Genomic DNA, 19,207 nt, shown 5'->3' with positions numbered 1-19,207 from the left:
TCCTACTGGAGGCGGCGCACCGCCGCACCGATGCGTTCGTCGCTCGCCGTCAGGGCGATCCGGACATGTCCCTCACCGGCCGTGCCGTAGAACTCCCCCGGTGCGACGAGGATCCCCTTCCCGGCGAGAGCGCGCACCTGGTCCCAGCAGCCGGTGCCGTCGGACGCCCACAGGTAGAGCCCGGCGGCGGAGTGCTCGATCCGCCAGCCCGCGGCCTCCAGCGCGGGGCGGAGCACCGCCCGCCGGGCCGCGTAGCGGGTCCGCTGCTCCTCGGCGTGCGCGTCGTCGTCCAGCGCCGCGGTCATCGCCGCCTGGACCGGCGCCGGGACCATCATGCCCGCGTGCTTGCGGACCTCCAGCAGCCGCTTGACCAGCGCGGGGTCGCCGGCGACGAAACCCGCGCGGTAGCCGGCCAGGTTGGAGCGCTTGGAGAGCGAGTGCACCGCGAGCAGTCCCTCGTGGGAGCCGCCGCACACGTCCGGATGGAGGATCGAGATCGGCTCCTCCTCCCAGCCCAGCTCGATGTAGCACTCGTCGGAGGCGACGACCGCGCCGTGCTCGCGCGCCCAGGAGACGACCTTGCGCAGGTGCTCGGCGGGCAGGACCCGGCCGGTGGGGTTGGACGGGGAGTTCACCCAGACCAGCGGCACCCGCTCCGGCCCGAGCGCGACCAGCCCGTCCGTGGCGTACGGCTCCGCGCCGGCGAGGCGGGCGCCCACGTCGTAGGTGGGGTAGGCCAGCTCGGGGAAGATCACCCGCTGGCCGGGCCCGACACCCAGCAGCGTCGGCAGCCAGGCCACGAACTCCTTGGAACCGATCAGCGGCAGCACGGCCGCCGGGTCGACGGCCACGCCGTGCCTGCGCCGCAGCCAGCCGGCCGCGGCGGCGCGCAACCGCTCCGTGCCGTAGGTCAGCGGGTAACCGGGGCTGTCGGAGGCGTCCGCCAGCGCCCTCCGTACGACGTCGGGCACCGGGTCGACGGGGGTGCCCACCGACAGGTCGACGATCCCGTCGGGGTGCTCCAGCGCCAGTTCCTTGTACGGCGTGAGGCGGTCCCAGGGGAAGTCAGGCAGCCCGATCACAGTTCTCTCCGCTGTCGCGCCCCGGCCCGGGGCGAGCGGGGGAAGGTCGTCGGTGGGTCCGGTCGGCGGGGGCCGCGTCCTCGGCGATGTCCTTCGCGACGGCCTTCGATGGCCTTGGCGATCCTTCGCGCGCGCCGCCCCCGCCCGAGGCCGTCTAGTGCTCCTCGGCCTGCGGCGGCAGGGCCGCGACGACCGGGTGGTCCTTCTCGATCTTTCCGACCTTGGAGGCGCCGCCGGGCGAGCCGAGGTCTTCGAAGAAGTCCACGTTCGCCTTGTAGAAGTCCTTCCACTGCTCGGGAAGGTCGTCCTCGTAGAAGATCGCCTCGACGGGGCAGACAGGCTCGCACGCACCGCAGTCCACACACTCGTCGGGGTGGATGTAGAGCATGCGCTCGCCCTCGTAGATGCAATCGACGGGGCACTCCTCGATGCACGCCTTGTCAAGCACGTCCACGCAAGGCTGCGCGATGACGTAGGTCACCTCGGGCTCCTTCTTCTTTACGCACCTAGGCACGACTTCGACCGCGGGTTGCTACGCCCTAGTATTGCCGTGCCCACCGGGACTCTGAAACGGGAGGGGGGCAAACGAGATGAATCCTGGCTTCGGCGCCCGCCTCAGCATCACCATAACCCCCGCTGACGTGGGGAAAAGAGTAACGACCCGGAGAAGGGTCCCGGAGGGTTTCCGGGACGCCGTCGGCGAGCTGGAATTCTGGCGGGACGGAGTGCTCGGCGTGCGCAGGCGCGGCGGAGCCCTGGTCGAGATCGACGAGCGGACCCTCGTGGCGGCCAAAGTCGTCCCGGGCCGGGCGTAAGCCGTTCACCAAGAACGGTCGCGCCTCCTCGACCGCCGCGATCACCGCCAAGAGTATGCCCGGTGTGACTGCACGCACCCGATTCGCCATCGCCACCGCCGTGGTCCTCGCCACCGCGATCACCGGATGCGGCGGCGCGCCGGCCACCGAGGGCACGCCGCTGCCTCCGGTGAAGCTCCAGGCCGCCTCCCTGGAGGAGGGCTTCACCAGCATGGAGCGCCTCGTCGAGGCGGCCAGGAAGGAGGGCTCGCTCAACGTGGTCGGGCTCTCCCGGGACTGGGTGAACTACGGCGAGGTCATCGACGCCTTCTCCGACGAGTACGGCATCGAGGTGAAGGAGCTCGAACCCGGGGCGGGCGGCCGGCGGGCGATCGAGGCGGCCGGGCACCTCAAGCCCGACGTGTTCGACCTGAGCCTGGAGGTGGCGGTCGCCGAGGCGGACTCCCTGGCCCCCTACAAGGTCCGCGGCTGGCAGGACCTCCCGGACCACCTCAAGGACCACTCCGGGAAGTGGTACGCGGCCTACGGCGGCTACATGTCCATCGGGTACGACGCGCGCCGGGTCGCGGCCCCGGCCTCCTACGCCGACCTCCTCAAGCCGGGCCACGCCGTGTGGCTGCCCGGGGACCCGCGGCGGAACGCGGCCGCCTTCGGCGCCGTGATGTCGGCCTCTCTGCGCGGCGGCCGGGCCGACGCGGAGCGGGGCGTGGAGTTCTTCGACGACCTGGCGGCGGCCGGGAACCTGGTGACCGACGGGCGGCCGCCCTCGGTCGTGCTGGACTGGGACTTCCTCAACGCCGCGCGGGCCGCCGGGGAGCCGGGGGCGGGCGGACCCGACTGGAAGGTGGTGATCCCCGGCGACGCCGTGATCGCCTCCTACCACGTCCAGGCCGTCAGCGCCGCCGCGCCGCACCCCGCCGCGGCCCGGCTCTGGCAGGAGTTCCTGTTCTCCGACCGGGGCCAGAACCTGTTCCTGAAGGGGTACGCCCGGCCCGTCCGGATGGAGGCCATGCGGATGAACGGCACCCTGGACGCCGAGCTCGCCGCCCGGCTCCCGGCGACGAAGGCCCGGCCGGTGGTCCTCACCGTTCCGGAGACGGACGCGGCGAAGACCGTGGTCACGCGCGAGTGGGACCGCGACGCCGGTTGACCGGGGGATCGGTGTGACCGCTGCGTCGCGGGATGTCCGAGGCTCTAAAGTGTCCGGAGGGTACTGGTGAGGGGCCGGTCGGCCTCGGAATGTGAGCTGATCATCGTGCGATACGACACGCCGAGCCTGATGACGTGGAACGCTCGCACCTACGACGGCGGCTTCGGATACGTCTCGGCGCACGGCGCCCCCCTGGTCGACCTGCTGGACCCCCGGCCCGGGGAGCGGATCGTGGACCTCGGCTGCGGCACCGGCGTGCTGACGGCGGAGATCGCCTCCCGGGGCGCGCACGTCCTGGGGATCGACGGCTCCCCCGCCATGATTGAGAAGGCTCTGGCGCAGTACCCCGGGCTGGACTTCATCGTCGGCGACGGACGCGACTTCGTGGTCGCGCAGCCGTACGACGCGGTCTTCTCCAACGCGGCCCTGCACTGGATGGGGAGCGAGCCCGACGCGGTGATCTCCAGCGTCCGGGAGGCGCTGGCCCCGGGCGGCCGGTTCGTGGCCGAGATGGGCGGGGCGGGCAACTGCGCCGCGCTGACGGCGGCGGTCTCCACCGCCTGGCGGGAGCACGGGCTGCCCGATCCGGATCTGCCGTGGTACTTCCCGACCCCCGCCGAGTACGCCGGCCGGCTGGAGAAGGGCGGCTTCGTCGTCCGAATTCTCGAGTACTTCGACCGGCCGACTCCACTTGACGAATGCCCCAACGGAGCGGCGGACTGGGTACGGATGTTCGCCGGTTCGCTGCTGCACCAGCTCCCCGCGGAGCTGATCGAATCCCTGCTGCGACGGGTGAACGAGCTGGCAGCGCCCGCACTGCGCCGGGAGACCGGCTGGATGGCCGACTACGTGCGGCTCCGGTTCGCGGCCGTCCGCCGCTGAGCCCGCTGAGACCACCCGATGCGCTAAGGCGATTTGCCAGACTATGGTCTGTTCCATGAGTCTCGTTCTCCAGCGACGAGGAACGACTCGGGCAAATCAGAGGTGCTGGTGAAGGGTGCGGATGAACGTCTGTCTGAGTGACCTCGTGCCGCCGTTGCGCTGGAGCGACGCGGCCGCGATCCCGCTCCTGCGCGACCAGCCCGATCTGCCGGACGCCTGGTGGCGCAGCCTGCCCCTGCCCGCGGTGCTCGCCGTGCTGGGGCCCGAGCGGCTCGCGGAGATCGTCACGGAGATCGCCCTGGAGCACTGGCCCGCCGCGTCGGTGGGCGACGTCCTGCCCGCCCTGTACGTCCTGGACCCCGACGAGGCCGACGAGCCCTGTACGGCCATCGCCCTCGACCGGGCCGGCTCCTGGCCGGGACTGCTCTCCTTCACCGGCCACGACCTGCGGGACCAGCCCTTCGTGCAGCCCCGCCCGCTGCTGCACACGCTCTTCGGCGCGGTCTTCGCCCGGCTCTCCCCGGTGCCCGGCGGTTCCCGGACCGCCGCTCCGGAGCCCGCGCGCGCGACCGCCCCCGAACCCGTGCACGAGGTCTCTTCCGAACCCGTGCGCGAGCCCGTGCGCGAGGCCTCTTCCGAACCTGAGCTCAAGGCCTCCCCCGAGACCGCACGCGGATCCGCCTCGGAGGAGGCCTCCCCCGAGACCGCCCCCGAACCCGTATACGGGACCGCGTCCGAATCCGAGGCCGCCCCCGAACCCGTGCGGGGGGCCGCGTCCGAACCCGCGCGCGGATCCGGCTCCGCGGGCCTCAGCGTCTTCGAGCCCGCCCCCTTCCCGGAGCGCACGACCGGGCCGGAGCCGGAAGCCGAGTACGAGCCCGACCCGGAAACCGTGCCCGAACCGGAAGCCGAGCACGAGGCCGGGCCCGGGCTCACCGGAGCGGGCGGCGTGCCGGAGGAGCCCGCGGTCCCGGCGTTCGCGGACGAGGCCGGAGCCGAGGCCCGGGACGAAGCCGAGGCCGGAGACGAGGCCACGGCCGCGGACCCGGACGAGCCCGGGGACGAGGCCGAGGCCGCCGGGCAGGACGTGCCGCGACGCGCGCCCAGCCTGCACGCGCTGCTCGACACGGCCTTCCTCGACCTGGAGGATCTGAGCTGGGCCGTCGCGCAGAACAGGGTCTTCACCGACGATCCCGCGGCGGTGGAGTCGCTGTCCAAGCTCTTCGCGGTCCAGCCCGAGGTGGTCCGGGACGCCGAGGCCGAGCTGCGCGCACGGCTGCGGCGCTGGCTCGCCTCCGATGAGGCTGCGCCGTACCGCGACCACCTGACCGCGCTCAGGAGGACCCTCGGCAAGGCCGCGCCCGTCGACCGGCTGATCGACGCGGCCGACTGGCACACGTGGGAGCTGCACTCCCTCGACGTGCCCGCCTGGCAGTTCGTGCTGGCGACCCTGCCCGACTACTACCTCGTCGGCGACTGGCTGGTGGACGGTGACATCGCCGACCTGCGCCACCGGACCCGCGACCTGATCAGCAGCGCCGAGCGCCCGCCGACCGTCGGCCGGGCCCTCGAACTGGTCTCCACCCTCGGCATCCACCCCGAGGTCGCCAAGGAGTGGCTGGAGAACGTGCCGCAGCTGCGCATCCTCGGTGCCGGAGAGTCGGCCCGCCGCGCCAACGGCGCGTCCCCGCGGCAGGCCCCGTCCCGCCCGGAACCGCACCCGGAACCGGGCCCGGCGCCCGCGCGGCCCGGCCCTGAACCCACCCGGAAGGACGGCCCCGAGCCCTTCCGGCAGGACCGCCCGGAACCCGCCCGGAAGGACGGTCCGGAGCCCTTCCGGGAACCGGCCGACGAGGCGGGACCGCCGTCGCCGCCCGGGGCCGCGGACCCCTTCGGCGCCGCGTCCTCCTCCGGCAGGCCCGGCTTCTTCGAGTCCTCGTTCCCGCCCGACGCCGCCGCCCGGCCGCTCAAGGACGTGTCGCTCACCCGGCGCTGCTTCCGGCAGCCGGACGGCCGCTGGTGGCTGCGGGTCGACATCACCGCCGACCACCTCGCGGGCGCCGAGTGCCCGCTGCCCAGCGGGTTCGCCGCCTACCTGGGCATGGCCCCCGGCGACAGCCGTACGGTCACCAGCATGGTCGGCGAGATGACGCTGCGCTGGCGCGACCGGCCGGCCCTGGAGTCGCTCGTGCTCCTCCTGCACGACGTGGGCGCCAAGGAGGGCGGCCACCTGTTCCTGACGCTGTCCGAGGAGGGGGTGCTGCGCGCCCGGCACCTGCCCGCCGCGGCCTCCGGGACCGAACCGATCGCGCGGGCCCTGCGGCTGGTGGGCTACACCGCGCCGAGCGGCACGCCCGAGCAGGCCGCCAGGGTCATCGCCACCCGGATCGGGATGACGGGGCCGGTGAGCCAGGCCGACCTCCTGGCCCGCCTGCGCGAGCGCGGTGACCGCGACCTGCAGTCCCTGCTGGCGTAGCCGATGCCCCGACTCGCGATCGCCCCGGAGTTCCCCGTGGAGCTCAGCGCGCTGCCCCAGCCGGCGCGCCGGGACGCGCTGGTCTCCGTACGCAGGTTCCTGCAGAACACGGCCGGCGCGCCGCACCCGGAGCGGGTCAGGGGCGCCAGGGACGACCGCGTCGCGACGCTCCGCCTGGCCGAGCGGCACCGCGGTGTGGTGGTCAGGCAGCGGGACGTCCACTGGCTGCTGACCGTCCTGCCGGACGCCGAGGCGTGGGCCTACGCCCAGCGGTACCGCTTCGGGGTCAACCCCGTGATCGGCGTGGTGGAGGTGTGGGACGCCGAGGCGCTGGAGCGCGTGGAGACGGCGATCCGCAGGTCCGCGGCGTCGTTCCCGGCCCGGCTGTTCGCCGACACCTGCGACACCGACCTGATCGAACTGGGCGTCGACCACCGCTTCCTGCCCCTGGTCCGGCTGATCACCGACGAGCTGACGCTGGAGGCGCTGGAGCCGCTGCTCCCTCCGACGCAGTACGTCCCGCTGGCCGCACTCGCCAGGGGGGAGTCCGTCGCCGCGGCCTGGCGGGAGCTCGACGCCTGCCGCGCGGTCGACGCCGCCCCCGGCCCGGCCGGCCCCGCCCCCGGCCAGGCCGGCGCCGCCACCCCGATCGACCCCGACGACCTCGCCGCCGCGCTCGTGCGCAGCCCGGACCGCGCCGTCTTCACCGCGGACCCGCGCGAGCTGAACCACGTGCTCGACGCGCCCGGCTGGTGCGTGTTCCTGCACCCCGCCCAGCACCGGCTCGCCTACCGGGAGTCCTGCGACCGGCCGGTCCTGGTCACCGGTGGCGCGGGCACCGGCAAGACCGTCCTCGCCCTGCACCGGGCCGCCTTCCTGGCCGCGCGCGGCGCGGGCCCGGTCCTGCTGGTCACCTTCTCCCAGGGGCTGAGCGGCGAGCTCTCCTCCCGGCTCGACCTGCTGATCGAGGACGCGGTGGTCCGCAAGCGCGTCGAGGTCGGCAACGTGGACCGGCTGGCCCACCGCATCGTCTCCGACGCCGAGGGGCACCCGCCCGTCCTGGTCGGCTCCGAGGAGCTGGGCGCGCTCTGGCGGGAGGCCGCCGGCGGCCGCAGCCCGGCGTTCCTGCTGCGCGAGTGGGAGCAGGTCATCCTGGCGCAGAACCTGCGCACCCTGGACGAGTACCTGTCCGCCCCCCGGCCAGGCCGCGGCGTCGCGCTCCCCGCGGACGAGCGCGCCGCCGTGTGGGCGGCGGTCGAGCACGTCACCGGGCGGCTGGCCGAGCGCGGCAAGCGCACCCTGCTCCAGCTCGCCGCCGAGGCGTCGATCCTGCTCGGCCAGAGCACCGGGGACCTGCTGGAGGAGGCCGCGCCCCGGCGGGAGCCGTACCGGCACATCGTGGTGGACGAGGCGCAGGACCTGCACCCCGTGCAGTGGCGGCTGCTGCGCGCCGCGGTGCCGCACGCGCCGGACGACCTGTTCATCGTGGGCGACCCGCACCAGCGGGTCCTCGACACCCGCGTATCGCTCGCCTCGCTCGGGATCGACGCGGTCCAGCAGCGGCTTCAGGTGTCCCATCGCCTTCCGGGGGAAATCCTCTCCTGGGGGGTACGGCTGCGCGGGGGCGGACCGGCCGACGGGCTGGTGGCCGGAGTGCAGGAGCTGTACGGTTTCCGCGCCACCCGACACGGCCCGCATCCCGTGGTCCGCGCCTACGACTCACCGGAGGACGAGCTGAACGGTCTGGTATCCCACGTCTGGCGGTGGATCCGGGAGGACGGCGTGCCTCCGGAGGAGATTGCCGTGGCCGCCAGGACCGCCGGGCTCGTCCGGGAGGCCAGGGCCGCCCTACGGGATTCGGGGGTGCGGGTGACCACGCTGCACGGCATGAAGGGGCGGGAGTTCCGGCGGGTGGCCGTGATCGGCGTCGCCGACGGGGTGGTGCCCGCCCCCGACTCGCTCACCCCGGCCGAGGAGGACCTCTCGGCGCGGGCGCACGACCTCCAGCGCGAACGGGGCCTGCTGTACGTGGCCTGCACCCGGGCGCGGGAACTGCTCTACGTCTCCCACTCCGGGCGGGCCAGCCCGTTCCTTCCCATCTGATCACATACTCTGAACTGCGGATACATTCCCCTTGCCGGTTGGACCCCAATGAACCTCAGCCTGAGCGACATCGCGCCACCCCTGCGCTGGACCTCTCCCGGCCAGGTAGCGCCGATCGCCAACGACCCCCGCCTCCCCGAGGCGTGGTGGCAGGCGCTTCCGCTGGAGCGTGCCTGCTCCATCGTCGGGACCCCCGAGGTCGCGGGACGGCTCGCCGACCTCGCCCTGTCGTGCTGGGGCCATCTGATGCTCGGCGACGTCCTGCCCCTGCTCAGGTTCGCCGACCCGGCGTCGAGCGTGCACACGCCCGAGGGGCTCGGCCGCGAGACCGTGCACAAGCTCTTCACCGGGGTGCTGGAGCGGCTGCTCGAACCCGTGACCGAGGACAGCGTCGCCCCCGTCCCGGCCTCCCGGCCGGACCGGCCGCTGCCGGAGCTGATCGACGAGGTCTTCGCCACCCTGGACGAGCGCCAGCGCGCCATCGCCAGGGACCGCCTGTACGCCTCCCAGCGGGTGACGCTGGACGAGCTGGCCCAGCGGTTCTCGGTGACGCGCGAGCGCATCCGGCAGATCGAGCGCGACCTGCGCGACCACGTGGACACCTGGCTCTCCGGCCCGGACGCGGCCCCGCTGGTGGCGCACGTGTCATGGCTGCGCGGCCGGCTCGGCTCGGCGGTGCCCGCCGACGACCTGGCGGCGGCGGTGCCGTGGCACCGCACGGAGCTGAAGACGCTCTCCATCCCGGCCTGGCGGTTCGTGCGGACCCTGCTGACCGGCTACGAGCAGGTCGACGGGTGGCTGGTCGCGGGGGGCGCCGACGAGCTGCGGGAGAAGACCCGGCAGCTGTTCACCGACGGGCCCCGGCCCCTGGCGGAGGCCGTCACGCTGGTCAGCCAGCTCGGCATCCGCGAGGACGTGGCCGAGCGGTGGCTCGTCTCGGTGCCCCAGCTGCGGGTGCTGGAGGAGCACGTGGTGCCCTGGCCGCGCAGCGTCAACGACAAGGCGGAGGCCGTGCTCGCGGTGGCAGGCGGCGCGCTGACCCCCGAGGAGATCCAGGAGCGCATCGGCGAGGACTACAGCCTGGTCGGCATCCGCAACCAGCTCACCGCCGACGACCGGTTCCTGCGGCTGGACCGGAACAAGTACGGCCTGACGCGCTGGGGCGGCGAGCAGTACCTCGGCATCCGCGAGATGATCGCCCGGGAGATCGAGCGGGCCGGCGGGGAGGCGCCGGTCAACACGATCGTCACCAACCTGACCTCCCGCTACGACGTGAGCGAGAGCTCGGTGCGCGCCTACGCGGGCGGTCCCGGCTTCGAACGCACCCAGCGCGGGTGGATCCGGGTGGCGGGGGCCGAGCAGAGCGACTACCAGCCGCGCCGCGACGTCGCCTCGACCCGCCGCTGCTTCCGCAGCCGGGACGGCCGCTGGTGGCACCGGGTGGACGTCAACGCCGAGCACCTGCGCGGCTCCGGCTCGCCGCTGCCCACCGGCTTCGCCGCCTACCTCGGCATGGCCCCGGGAGGCCAGCTCACCGCCTCCACCCCGTCCGGCGACGTGGTGATCAGCTGGCACAACCAGCCGACCATGGGCTCCATCCGCCCGATCCTGGTGGCCGCGGGCGCCTCCGAGGGCGACCACGTCTTCCTGACGGTCTCCGACGGCGGCGAACTGCTCACCCGCTACCTGCCCGCGGCGGTCCCCGGCATCCCGGCGCTGAACCGGGCCCTGCACCTGATCGGCTACACCGCCCCGGTGGCCTCGGAGGCCGAGGGCCTGCGCCTGATCGGCGGCCGCATCGGCCTGTCCGAGGGCGCCGCCCGCGACGAGGTCCTGGCCCGCCTGCGGGACCGCGGCGACCGCGACATCCTCACCTTCCTGGAGGGCGCCGCCTGATGGGTCTTCCCGGCGCACGCCGTCCGACGAGCCGACGGGGGCCGTTCCGTGCTGAGACTCCTTGACCCCGGCGGCCGGGCCGACCGGGTCGTGCCCGAAGGGGCCCGCTCCCTGCGGATGTACACCTGTGCCCCGCCCGCGGACCGCCCCGCCCGGCTGGGCGACCTGCGGCCGCACCTCCTGGCGGACCTGGTCAGGCGGGTCTGCGAGCGGCACCGGCTCCGGGTCGTCCTGCACCGCGTGGCCGGGGGGCCCGGCGGGCTCCACGGGACCGGCTCCGGGGCTTCCGGAGGGCTCCACGACGGGGCTCTCGGGGAGACCGGCGGGGCGCCTGGTGAGACCGGTGGGGCTCCCGGCGCGGACGGGTCCTCCGTCCGGGAGGACGCGCCCTCCCACGAGGAGGCGTTCCGCGCGGACGCGACGGCGCTGAACCTGCGCCCGCCCGAGCACTCGCCCCGCGGGAGCGAGGCCGCAGCCCTGCTCGCCGAGATGGCCGTCGTCTCCGAGGCCCTCGCCCCCGCCGGGGAGCACGTCCTGCTGAGCTCCCCCGAGGAGACCGTCCTGCTGGAGGCGGTCGCCCCGGGGGCGGCCCGGCGGCCGGTCCGCAGTGCGCCGCTGCGCTTCGAGGGCGGAACGGCGGGCGGGAGTGCCGGGGCGGGCGTGTCCCTGGGGGACGTGGCGGCGGCGGGCCTCGATCCGCTGGCCGTACGGCTGGCGCTGCTGGGGCACCGCCACCGCGAGCCGGTGGACCTCACCTGGGACGCCCTGCGCGCCGCCGACCGGGCGCTGCGGCGCCGGCGGGCGCGTGTCGCGGAGTGGTCGGAGTCCCCCAGCCGGCCGATGCCCGCCGAGCGGGTCGCCCGGATCGAGGCCGCCTTCGACGACGACCTCGACACGCCGCTGGCGCTGCGGCTGCTGGACGAGATCGAGGGGGACGAGTCGCTCGCCCCGGGCTCGCGGTTCGAGGCCTTCCTCCACCTGGACCAGGTCCTCGGCCTGGATCTGCCGCTGGACATCGGCCGGCCCCGGACCCTTCCGCCCGGCGCGGCCGAACTGCTGGAGCGGCGCCGGAGCGCCCGCGAGTCCGGCGACCAGACCGCCTGCGACCTGCTCACGCGCGAACTGGCCGGGCTGGGCGTCGAGGTCGCCGACACCCCGCAGGGCCAGTCCTGGACGGTCCGGTAGCGGGAGTCCCGGGACGGCCCGCCGCCGGGGAGCGCGATCCCTTCTCAGGAGGCGCACGTGTTCCCGCCGCCCCGGCCGTGCGCTTCCAGGGGAACGATCTCTGGATGACCCGGGATGGTTCGCGGTGAATGTCGGTGCCGCCCGCTAGCGTCCCGTCTCATGAGTGAGATCGGTGTTGTCGTACGGCCCGCCCGGGCGCAGGACCTGGACGGGGTGGTGGCCTGCAGCGCGGCGCTGTTCGCCGAGGACGCCGGGACGCGGGACCCGTCACTGAACATCGCCTGGCCGCGCGAGCACGGCGCGGCCAGGTTCGCCGCGGCGATGGACGATCCGGCCCGCCTGGTCATGGTCGCCGACGACGGGGGGCGGATCGTCGGCCACCTGACCGGCTCGCTGTCCGGGCCCACCGCGATGCGGCCGGTCGCGGTGGCGACGCTCGGCAGCATGTACGTCCAGCCGCCCTACCGGGGGCGCGGCGTCGGCTCCCGGCTGGTGGCGGAGTTCCGGAGCTGGGCGCGCGAGCACGGCGCGCAGTACGCCGGGGTGACGGCCTACGCGGGCAACGAGGGCGCCGTGCGCTTCTATCTGCGCCACGGTTTCGCGACCCGCTCCACGGTCCTGGAGACGGCCCTCTAACTAACAGGACATGCAACTAACGCCACACGTTAGTAACGGGCCATGTTAGTTTTCTCTCATGGGCATTGGTCGTTTCGTCGGCCGGACGGCGGAGCTTGAAGCGCTGGAGCACTGGTGGGGCAGCTCCTTCCCGCGCCCCGCCCTGCTATGGGGTCGCCGGAGGGTCGGCAAGACCGCCCTGATCGAGCGCTTCTCTGCAGAACGGCGGGTCGTCTTCCACACCGCGGCACGCCGTCCCATCCTGGACGAGCTGGCGGAGCTCTCCCATCGGATCTCCGCAGCGGTTTCCATCCCCGGGCGCGACCTGGTCAGCAGGCCGTACGAACGTTGGGAGGATCTGCTCGAGCAGCTGGCTCTGGCGGCCCGCGACGAGCCGCTCCTGCTGGTGCTCGACGAGTTCCCCGAGCTGATCGCCGTCTCCCCCGCGCTGCCCGGAATCCTGCGGGCCTTTCTCGACCGCTCCAGGGGCAGGACCCAGCTCCGCATCCTGATCTGCGGCTCCTCCGTACGGACGATGGAGGCCATCCAGGATTACCGGGAACCGCTCTACGGACGCTTCGACCTCACCTTGCTGCTCCATCCGTTCCGTCCGCACGAGGCCGCGGCGATGCTGCCCGACCTGCGACCGGCCGAACGCGCCCTGGTCTACGGCGTGGTCGGCGGCATGCCGCAGTATCTCGAATGGTGGGACCAGGGCGCGCCGGTGAGCGGCAATCTCCGGCGGCTGGCCTGTAGGCCCGGCTCCCTCCTGCTCAGTGAGGGAGAACGAGTGGTGAACTCCGAGGCGGAGTCGGGTGCTCTGCCCGCCGCGATCCTGTTCGCGATCGCCTCCGGGAAGACCAGATACCAGGAGATCTCCGACGCGGTCAAAGCGGAACCGAGCCGTACGCTCGACCGCTTGATCCAGATGCGGCTGGTGGAGCGCCAGATCCCCGTCACCGAGGATCCCCGGCGCACGCGCAGGAGGATCTACCGGATCGCCGACAATTTCCTCGCCTTCTACCTGGGCGTCCTGGAGAGCTACCGCGCCGAGATCGAGCGCGGGCTGGGAGCGGCCATCGTCGGTGAGATCGTCGCCGACCTGGACGATCACATGGGCGCGGTCTACGAGGAGGCCTTCCGGGACCATCTCCGGCGCCTGGCCGTGGCCGGACGACTCGGTCCCTCGGTGATCGCGGTCGGTCCGTGGTGGCGGGCCGACGGGCAGGACGAGATCGACGCCGTGGTGATCGGGCGACGCGAACGCACCAAGGTGCCCGTCATGGTGGGCGAGTCCAAGTGGGCCCGCGAAGTCGACGCGGCCAGGCTCCGCCGGAAGCTCGCCGCCAAGGCGGCGGGGATCACCGACGCTCCTGACGACCTGCGCTACGCCGTCTGCGCCCGGGAGTCGGTCGTCAACGCGGACCCGGATCTCCTCGCGGTCACCGCCGCCGACGTCTTCGCCCCCGAGCTCCCGTGAACGGCCGCCGGAGGCGGTCCTTCCACGGTCACGGAGCGTCGGATCTCCGAGGTCCGACATCTCCGGCGGCGGCCACCGGGTGAGGTCATCGGGGCCTACGGCAGGGCGTGCGGGCTGACGACGATGCCGTCCTCGTCGCTGTAGAGCCAGGCGCCGGGGGCGAAGGTGACCTCGCCGAAGGTGACGGGGACGTCGAGGTCGCCCCTGCCCGCCTTGGCGCTCTTGCGCGGGTTGGAGCCCAGCGCCTTGATGCCGAGGTCGAGGCCGGCGAAGGCGGCGGTGTCGCGGACCGCGCCGTTGACGACCACCCCGGACCAGCCGGAGGCGACGGCCGAGGCGGCGATCAGGTCGCCCATCAGGGCGGTGCGCAGCGAGCCCGCGCCGTCCACCACCAGGACCCGGCCCTCTCCCGGCGTGGCCAGGACCTGCTTGACCAGGGCGTTGTCCTCCAGGCAGCGGACGGTGGCGATCGGCCCGGCGAAGCGGGCGCGCAGGCCGTACGAGCGGAACTGCGTCACGCAGCTCGCCAGGATGTCGCCGTGGGCGTCGATCAGGTCGGCGGTCGTGAACTCCATGCGCCGCATTCTCCCGGACGCGATCGCGGCCTCCCCCGCCCGGGTGGCCCTCGTCCGGGCCGCGGCCTTCCCGCCCCGGGGTGGCCCTCGCCCGGACCTGGACGCGCGGAGCCCGTGCCGTCGCGGCGGATCCGGCGGAGGGGCCCCTCCCGGCCTACCTCCGCCGCCGCACCCGCGCCCGGGTCCACCACGGCGGCGTGCGGGGGTAGTTGCCGTCCTCCAGGTTCGCCAGCCGCTCGAAGACGTTCCAGGAGCCGGGGTTCCCGCAGACCAGCACCGAGACGGCCACCGCGGCGACGTAGAGCGGGAGCATGGGCAGTCCGGCGCACGCGGCGTACTGCGAGGCGTGCCGGTCCTCGTGGCGGAGCAGGGCGCCGGTCAGGTAGCCCTCGCCGTGCCGGGTCAGGACCACGTTGCCGACCGTGAACGCCCCGGCCACCGGGAACGGGATGCGGTAGCCGTGCGCCAGCAGCAGGCCGTCCGGCCCGGCGGTCAGCCGGGCCCGGCCCAGGCGGGCCACCAGCAGCCCCAACGGGGTGGAGAGGTTCGCGTAGTTGAGCGTCCGCCGCGCCCGGTGCCACCGTCGCATACGGCGATTGTGCGCCTTCAGCCCAGGCGGCGGTAGCGGCCCTCGTGGTAGAGCAGCGGCGAGCCCTCCGCCGGGGTCGCCACCGCGACCACCGCGCCGACCACGATGGAGTGGTCGCCGCCGTCGTGGACTGCGGTGGTCCGGCACTCCAGGGTGGCCAGCGCGTCGTCGAGCAGCGGGACGCCGAGCCCGCCGTGGTGGTGCGGGCGGCCGTCGAGCTGGCCCGCGAGCGGGCGGCCCCGGTGGGCGAAGAAACGCGAGACGTCCTCGGCGGTGTCGGGCAGGACCGACACCCCCCACACCCCGGCGGCGAGCACCGCGTCGTGGAACCGGGCGACCTTCTCCGCGCAGAACAGCGCGAGCAGCGGGTCGAGGGAGACCGAGGCGAAGGAGTTCACGGTCATCACGTGGTCGATCCCGCCGAGCCGGGTGGTCACGACGGCGATGCCGGTCGCGAAACGGCCGACGGCCCTGCGGTAGGCGTCGCGGTCCACTGGCTGCTCAACGTGCACGCACGCCACCATACGCAATCAGGACGAATCTGATCTCACCGGGTGCGATCCGTGCGGGTGGCCGCTGAGCAGCCACGACCCGCCGCTGCCCGGCGGGACGAGCAGGGCGCCCGCGAGCGCGGCGAGCAGCCCGCCGTACAGGTAGACGTAACCCGAGACGTCGTCGGCGATGACCAGGTCGCCCTCGGGGCGCGCGGTCAGCCAGAGCGTCGTGACCGCCAGCCAGCCGGCGGCGGGTGCCATGGCCCCCGCCCGGCCGCCCATCGCGCGCCCCGCGCCGTGACAGACGGCGAAGGTCCCCAGAACCCAGCCGATGGCCGAGATCGGGACGGGCCGGAGGTACCACGAGTGCTGGAAGCCGCCCATGAGTCCCATGAGGGCGCCGAGGAGGACGAGCACGGCGTAGGCCGCAGCGGTGAGCAGCCGCGGCGGCGGCCCCGCGGCCGCCTGCGTCCCGCCCGTCCCGGGGCCCGTCGCCGGGCCCGCCTCAGGAATTCCCTCCACGACCACCGAGGCTAGCCGATGCCCGCGAAGAGATCGTCCTCGCGGTCGTACGGCTCGCCGACGCCGCCGGCCTCGACCGGCGCCCCCGGCCCCGGGGGGCCCGGCACGCCGCGGCGCAGGATGTACTGCTCGACCCCGAACGCCTGCTGCCCGATGCCGTTGGACAGGGCGAACCAGGGCGGGTCCACGCTGATCTGGGTGGCGTGCGCGCGCATCGCCTCCAGTTTGGCGCCGACGTGCTCGCGGGCGTCGATCTCGGTCGTGACGTCCTCGTCCGCGCAGCCGTACGGCAGGTCCTCGGCCTCGGCGACCTGGAAGGGCGCGTCCGCCTCGCGCATCGCCTCGGCGGCCCGGCGGACGGCGGACCTGGTCATCGCGGTGAGGTAGAACTTGGCGATCCGCCACGGCTCGCCCTCGCCGAACGCGGGGTCGCCGGCCAGCTCCAGGGCGCGCCAGGAGACGCGGTGGGCCTGGATGTGGTCGGGATGGCCGTAGAAGCCGTTGTCGTCGTAGGTGACGAGAACCTGGGGGCGCACCTCGCGGATCACCTTGACCAGTTCCCCGGCGGCCTCGTCGAGGTCGGCCTGCCAGAAGGCGTTCGGGCGGTGGTTGGAGGCGGCGCCCATCATGCCCGAGTCGCGCCAGCGTCCGGCGCCGCCCAGGAAGCGGTGGTCGGCGACGCCGAGCGCCGCGCAGGCCGCCGCCAGCTCGCCGACGCGGTGCGCGCCCAGCGTGTCGTCGCGGTCGGCGGCCAGGTGGGCGAGCTCCGGCGGGATGACCTCGCCCTCCTCGCCCAGCGTGCAGGTGACCAGGGTGACCCGGGCGCCCTCGGCGGCGTACTTGGCCATGGTGGCCCCGGTGCCGATCGTCTCGTCGTCGGGGTGGGCGTGTACCAGCAGCAGGCGCCGATCGTTCATGACTCAGAGGGTATCGGGGCACCGGGGGCGGCCCGGGCCGGGAGGAAGCCGTGAACCGGCGGCGGCCCTGGTGAGCAGTTAATTCGCATATTAAGTCGCGTATGCCCATTTTCTTTCATAACAGCCTTCACTCGAACGTCTGCGTGCGCCGTGGAATGCGCTGTCAAGCTGGCAGGATGAGCGGTATGAGTGAGAGCTTCCCTCGTCTCCATGCCCGGACCCGCCGCTTCACCCTGGGGGTGCCGCGTGGCTTCACGATCTCGCCCGACGGCTCCCGGGTCGTCTTCCTGCGGACGAGGAGCGGCTCGGACCCGGTCACCTGCCTGTGGGAGTTCGACGTCGCCGGAGGCGGTGAGCGGCTGATCGCCGACCCCCGCGCGCTCGACGCGGGCGAGGAGGACCTGCCCCCCGAGGAGCGCGCCCGCCGGGAGCGCAGCCGCGAGCAGGCCGGCGGCATCGTCGGCTACAGCACCGACGGCGCGGTCACCACGGCCGTCTTCACCCTCGCGGGCGGCCTGTACGCCGTGGACCTGAAGACCGCGGGCGTGCGCCGCCTGACCACGTCCGGCCCGGTGATCGACCCGCGGCTGTCCCCCGACGGGAGCTACGTCGGCTACGTGACCGGCGGCGCCTTCCACGTGCAGAGCCTGGCGGACGAGGTGGACCACGTCCTGGCCCGGCCCGAGGGCCCCGGGGTGACCTACGGCCTGGCGGAGTTCATCGCGGCCGAGGAGATGAGCCGCATGCGGGGCCACTGGTGGTCCCCGGCGGGCGACGCGGTGCTGGTCGAGCGGGCCGACGAGTCGGCGGTCCAGGAGTGGTTCGTCGCCGACCCCGCCAACCCGTCCCGCCCCGCCGTCCCGCAGCGCTATCCCGCCGCGGGCACGCCGAACGCGAAGGTCGAGCTCTTCGTGCTCGGCCTGAGCGGCTCCCGCGTCCGGGTCCCCTTCACCGACGAGTACCTCGTCAACGCCCGCTGGGACGCCCACGGCCTGGCGATCGTCACCCTCTCCCGCGACCAGCGGTCGATGAGGCTGCTGAAGGTGGACCCGGCCACCGGGGAGTCGGCGCTCGTCCGCGAGGACACCGACGACGCCTGGGTGGAGATCGTCACCGGCGTGCCCGGCCACCTGTCCGACGGCACCCTGGTCTGGGTCGCCGACTCCGGCGGCGGGCGCCGGCTGGTCATCGGGGACGAGCCTGCCACTCCGCCCACCCTCCAGGTCCGCGAGGTCCTCGACATCGACGGCGACACCGTGCTCTTCCGGGCCAGCGGCGGCGACCCCGCCGAGATCGCCGTCTGGGCCTACCGCGACGGCCGGATCACCCTGGTCAGCCCGCCCGAGAGCGGCGTCTACAACGGCCGCACCGCGGGCGGCACCCTCGTGCTCGTCGGCCAGACCCTCGGCAGCGAGGGCCCGCAGGTCCAGGTCCTGCACCACCACCGGCCGCGCGGCCACATCGCCTCGCACGCCGAGCGGCACGGCCTGGACCTGCGGGTCTCCCTGATCCGCACGGGCGAGCGCGAGCTGTCCACCGCCGTGATCCTGCCCAGCGGCCACGTGCCCGGCTCGGCCCGGCTCCCGGTCCTGATGGACCCGTACGGCGGGCCGCACGCCCAGCGCGTGCTGGCCGCGTCCGGCGCCTACCTGACCAGCCAGTGGTTCGCCGACCAGGGGTTCGCGGTGGTCGTCGCCGACGGCCGGGGCACCCCCGGGCGGGGCCCGGAGTTCGAACGGGCCGTCCTGCACGACCTGGCGGGGCCGGTCCTCGACGACCAGGTCGACGCCCTGCACGGCGTCGCCGAGCGCTTCCCCGACGACCTCGACCTGTCCAGGGTGGCCATCCGCGGCTGGTCCTTCGGCGGCTACCTGGCGGCTCTGGCCGTGATGCGCCGCCCCGACGTGTTCCACGCGGCCGTCGCCGGGGCCCCGGTGACCGACTGGCGGCTCTACGACACCTGCTACACCGAGCGCTACCTCGGGCAGCCGGAGGAGGGTCACTACGACGCCTCGTCGCTCTTCGCCGACGCCGAGAAGCTCGACCGGCCGCTCCTGCTGATCCACGGCCTGGCCGACGACAACGTGGTCGCCGCGCACACCCTGCGGCTCTCCTCGGCGCTGCTGTCGGCGGGCCGCCCGCACAACGTGCTCCCGCTGTCCGGCGTGACCCACATGACCCCGCAGGAGGTCGTGGCCGAGAACCTCCTCCTGCTCCAGGTCGACTTCCTCAGGAGGTCCCTCGGCATCGGCTGAACCGGTACGGCGCGCGGGACCCGGCCCGGGCCCGCGCGCCGGAGCGCGGCCCGCCGGAGCGCGGCCCGCCGTACCGCGGCGTGGCCCGCCGTACCGCGGCGTGGCCCGCCGTACCGCGGCGTGGCCCGCCGTACCGCGGCGTGGCCCGCTCCACCCGGGCCCGTGCGCCGA

The 19,207-nt window shown here is 74.0% G+C and carries 17 protein-coding genes; 10 read left to right on the top strand and 7 right to left on the bottom strand.

The genetic code is table 11. The annotated features are described in order from the left end of the window. Positions 1–2: 2 nt before the first annotated feature. Together dapC and fdxA are read right to left on the bottom strand one after the other, a co-directional pair. Complete coding sequence (gene dapC, locus IEZ07_RS15025; RefSeq protein ID WP_068901327.1) at positions 3–1,082, bottom strand: succinyldiaminopimelate transaminase; 1,080 nt, start codon at positions 1,080–1,082, stop codon at positions 3–5. Positions 1,083–1,236: 154 nt separating this feature from the next. Next, positions 1,237–1,563 carry a ferredoxin gene (gene fdxA / locus IEZ07_RS15020; protein ID WP_068901325.1) on the bottom strand — a complete coding sequence of 109 codons (327 nt, stop codon included), beginning with the start codon at positions 1,561–1,563 and terminating at the stop codon, positions 1,237–1,239. Between the two features lie 160 nt (positions 1,564–1,723). Here fdxA and IEZ07_RS15015 point away from each other — a divergent pair, with 160 nt between their 5' ends. The 9 genes from IEZ07_RS15015 (at position 1,724) to IEZ07_RS14975 (ending at position 13,684) form a co-directional block, all read left to right on the top strand. After that, positions 1,724–1,897, top strand: coding sequence for a putative acetyltransferase (locus tag IEZ07_RS15015; RefSeq protein ID WP_307729019.1), 174 nt, complete (start codon positions 1,724–1,726; stop codon positions 1,895–1,897). Between the two features lie 64 nt (positions 1,898–1,961). After that, positions 1,962–3,047: an extracellular solute-binding protein gene (locus tag IEZ07_RS15010; protein ID WP_239319987.1), complete on the top strand. Its 1,086-nt coding sequence runs from the start codon at positions 1,962–1,964 to the stop codon at positions 3,045–3,047. Between the two features lie 105 nt (positions 3,048–3,152). After that, complete coding sequence (locus tag IEZ07_RS15005; protein ID WP_084008820.1) at positions 3,153–3,929, top strand: class I SAM-dependent methyltransferase; 777 nt, start codon at positions 3,153–3,155, stop codon at positions 3,927–3,929. 121 nt (positions 3,930–4,050) lie between these two features. Continuing rightward, a complete protein-coding gene (locus tag IEZ07_RS15000; RefSeq protein ID WP_191895310.1) occupies positions 4,051–6,405 on the top strand; it encodes a hypothetical protein in 2,355 nt (784 codons plus the stop codon). Positions 6,406–6,408: 3 nt separating this feature from the next. Continuing rightward, positions 6,409–8,508 carry a UvrD-helicase domain-containing protein gene (locus IEZ07_RS14995; RefSeq protein ID WP_191895309.1) on the top strand — a complete coding sequence of 700 codons (2,100 nt, stop codon included), beginning with the start codon at positions 6,409–6,411 and terminating at the stop codon, positions 8,506–8,508. A 48-nt stretch (positions 8,509–8,556) separates the two neighbouring features. Continuing rightward, on the top strand, positions 8,557–10,404 hold the full coding sequence (locus IEZ07_RS14990; protein WP_068901316.1) for a sigma factor-like helix-turn-helix DNA-binding protein: 1,848 nt from the start codon (positions 8,557–8,559) through the stop codon (positions 10,402–10,404). Between the two features lie 48 nt (positions 10,405–10,452). Continuing rightward, positions 10,453–11,589, top strand: a complete 1,137-nt coding sequence (locus IEZ07_RS14985) for a CysS/YqeB C-terminal domain-containing protein (RefSeq protein WP_191895308.1) — start codon at positions 10,453–10,455, stop codon at positions 11,587–11,589. A gap of 159 nt (positions 11,590–11,748) precedes the next feature. Then, positions 11,749–12,225, top strand: coding sequence for a GNAT family N-acetyltransferase (locus IEZ07_RS14980; protein WP_068901313.1), 477 nt, complete (start codon positions 11,749–11,751; stop codon positions 12,223–12,225). A gap of 58 nt (positions 12,226–12,283) precedes the next feature. Next, a complete protein-coding gene (locus tag IEZ07_RS14975) occupies positions 12,284–13,684 on the top strand; it encodes an ATP-binding protein (RefSeq protein WP_191895307.1) in 1,401 nt (466 codons plus the stop codon). Between the two features lie 95 nt (positions 13,685–13,779). Here the strand turns inward: IEZ07_RS14975 and rraA are convergent, their stop codons facing one another. The 5 genes from rraA to mshB form a co-directional block, all read right to left on the bottom strand. Next, on the bottom strand, positions 13,780–14,259 hold the full coding sequence (gene rraA, locus IEZ07_RS14970; RefSeq protein ID WP_068901309.1) for a ribonuclease E activity regulator RraA: 480 nt from the start codon (positions 14,257–14,259) through the stop codon (positions 13,780–13,782). Positions 14,260–14,413: 154 nt separating this feature from the next. After that, positions 14,414–14,848, bottom strand: coding sequence for a hypothetical protein (locus IEZ07_RS14965; RefSeq protein WP_191895306.1), 435 nt, complete (start codon positions 14,846–14,848; stop codon positions 14,414–14,416). Between the two features lie 17 nt (positions 14,849–14,865). Further along, positions 14,866–15,360, bottom strand: a complete 495-nt coding sequence (locus IEZ07_RS14960) for a flavin reductase family protein (protein ID WP_239319988.1) — start codon at positions 15,358–15,360, stop codon at positions 14,866–14,868. A gap of 18 nt (positions 15,361–15,378) precedes the next feature. Continuing rightward, positions 15,379–15,864, bottom strand: a complete 486-nt coding sequence (locus IEZ07_RS14955; RefSeq protein ID WP_191895305.1) for a DUF6113 family protein — start codon at positions 15,862–15,864, stop codon at positions 15,379–15,381. Between the two features lie 11 nt (positions 15,865–15,875). Continuing rightward, the gene (mshB, locus tag IEZ07_RS14950) at positions 15,876–16,781 is read right to left on the bottom strand and encodes an N-acetyl-1-D-myo-inositol-2-amino-2-deoxy-alpha-D-glucopyranoside deacetylase (protein WP_191895304.1); all 906 of its coding nucleotides are present in this window, start codon (positions 16,779–16,781) and stop codon (positions 15,876–15,878) included. 185 nt (positions 16,782–16,966) lie between these two features. On the opposite strand from mshB, the gene IEZ07_RS14945 reads away from it, so the two are divergent. Next, on the top strand, positions 16,967–19,036 hold the full coding sequence (locus tag IEZ07_RS14945; RefSeq protein ID WP_191895303.1) for a S9 family peptidase: 2,070 nt from the start codon (positions 16,967–16,969) through the stop codon (positions 19,034–19,036). The last annotated feature ends 171 nt before the right edge of the window (positions 19,037–19,207 follow it).

The organism is Planomonospora parontospora (assembly GCA_014647935.1).
In the GTDB taxonomy this organism is placed as follows: domain Bacteria; phylum Actinomycetota; class Actinomycetes; order Streptosporangiales; family Streptosporangiaceae; genus Planomonospora; species Planomonospora parontospora.
Note: the sequence above shows the minus strand (reverse complement) of the source record. Positions and strands in the feature narration are given on the sequence as shown.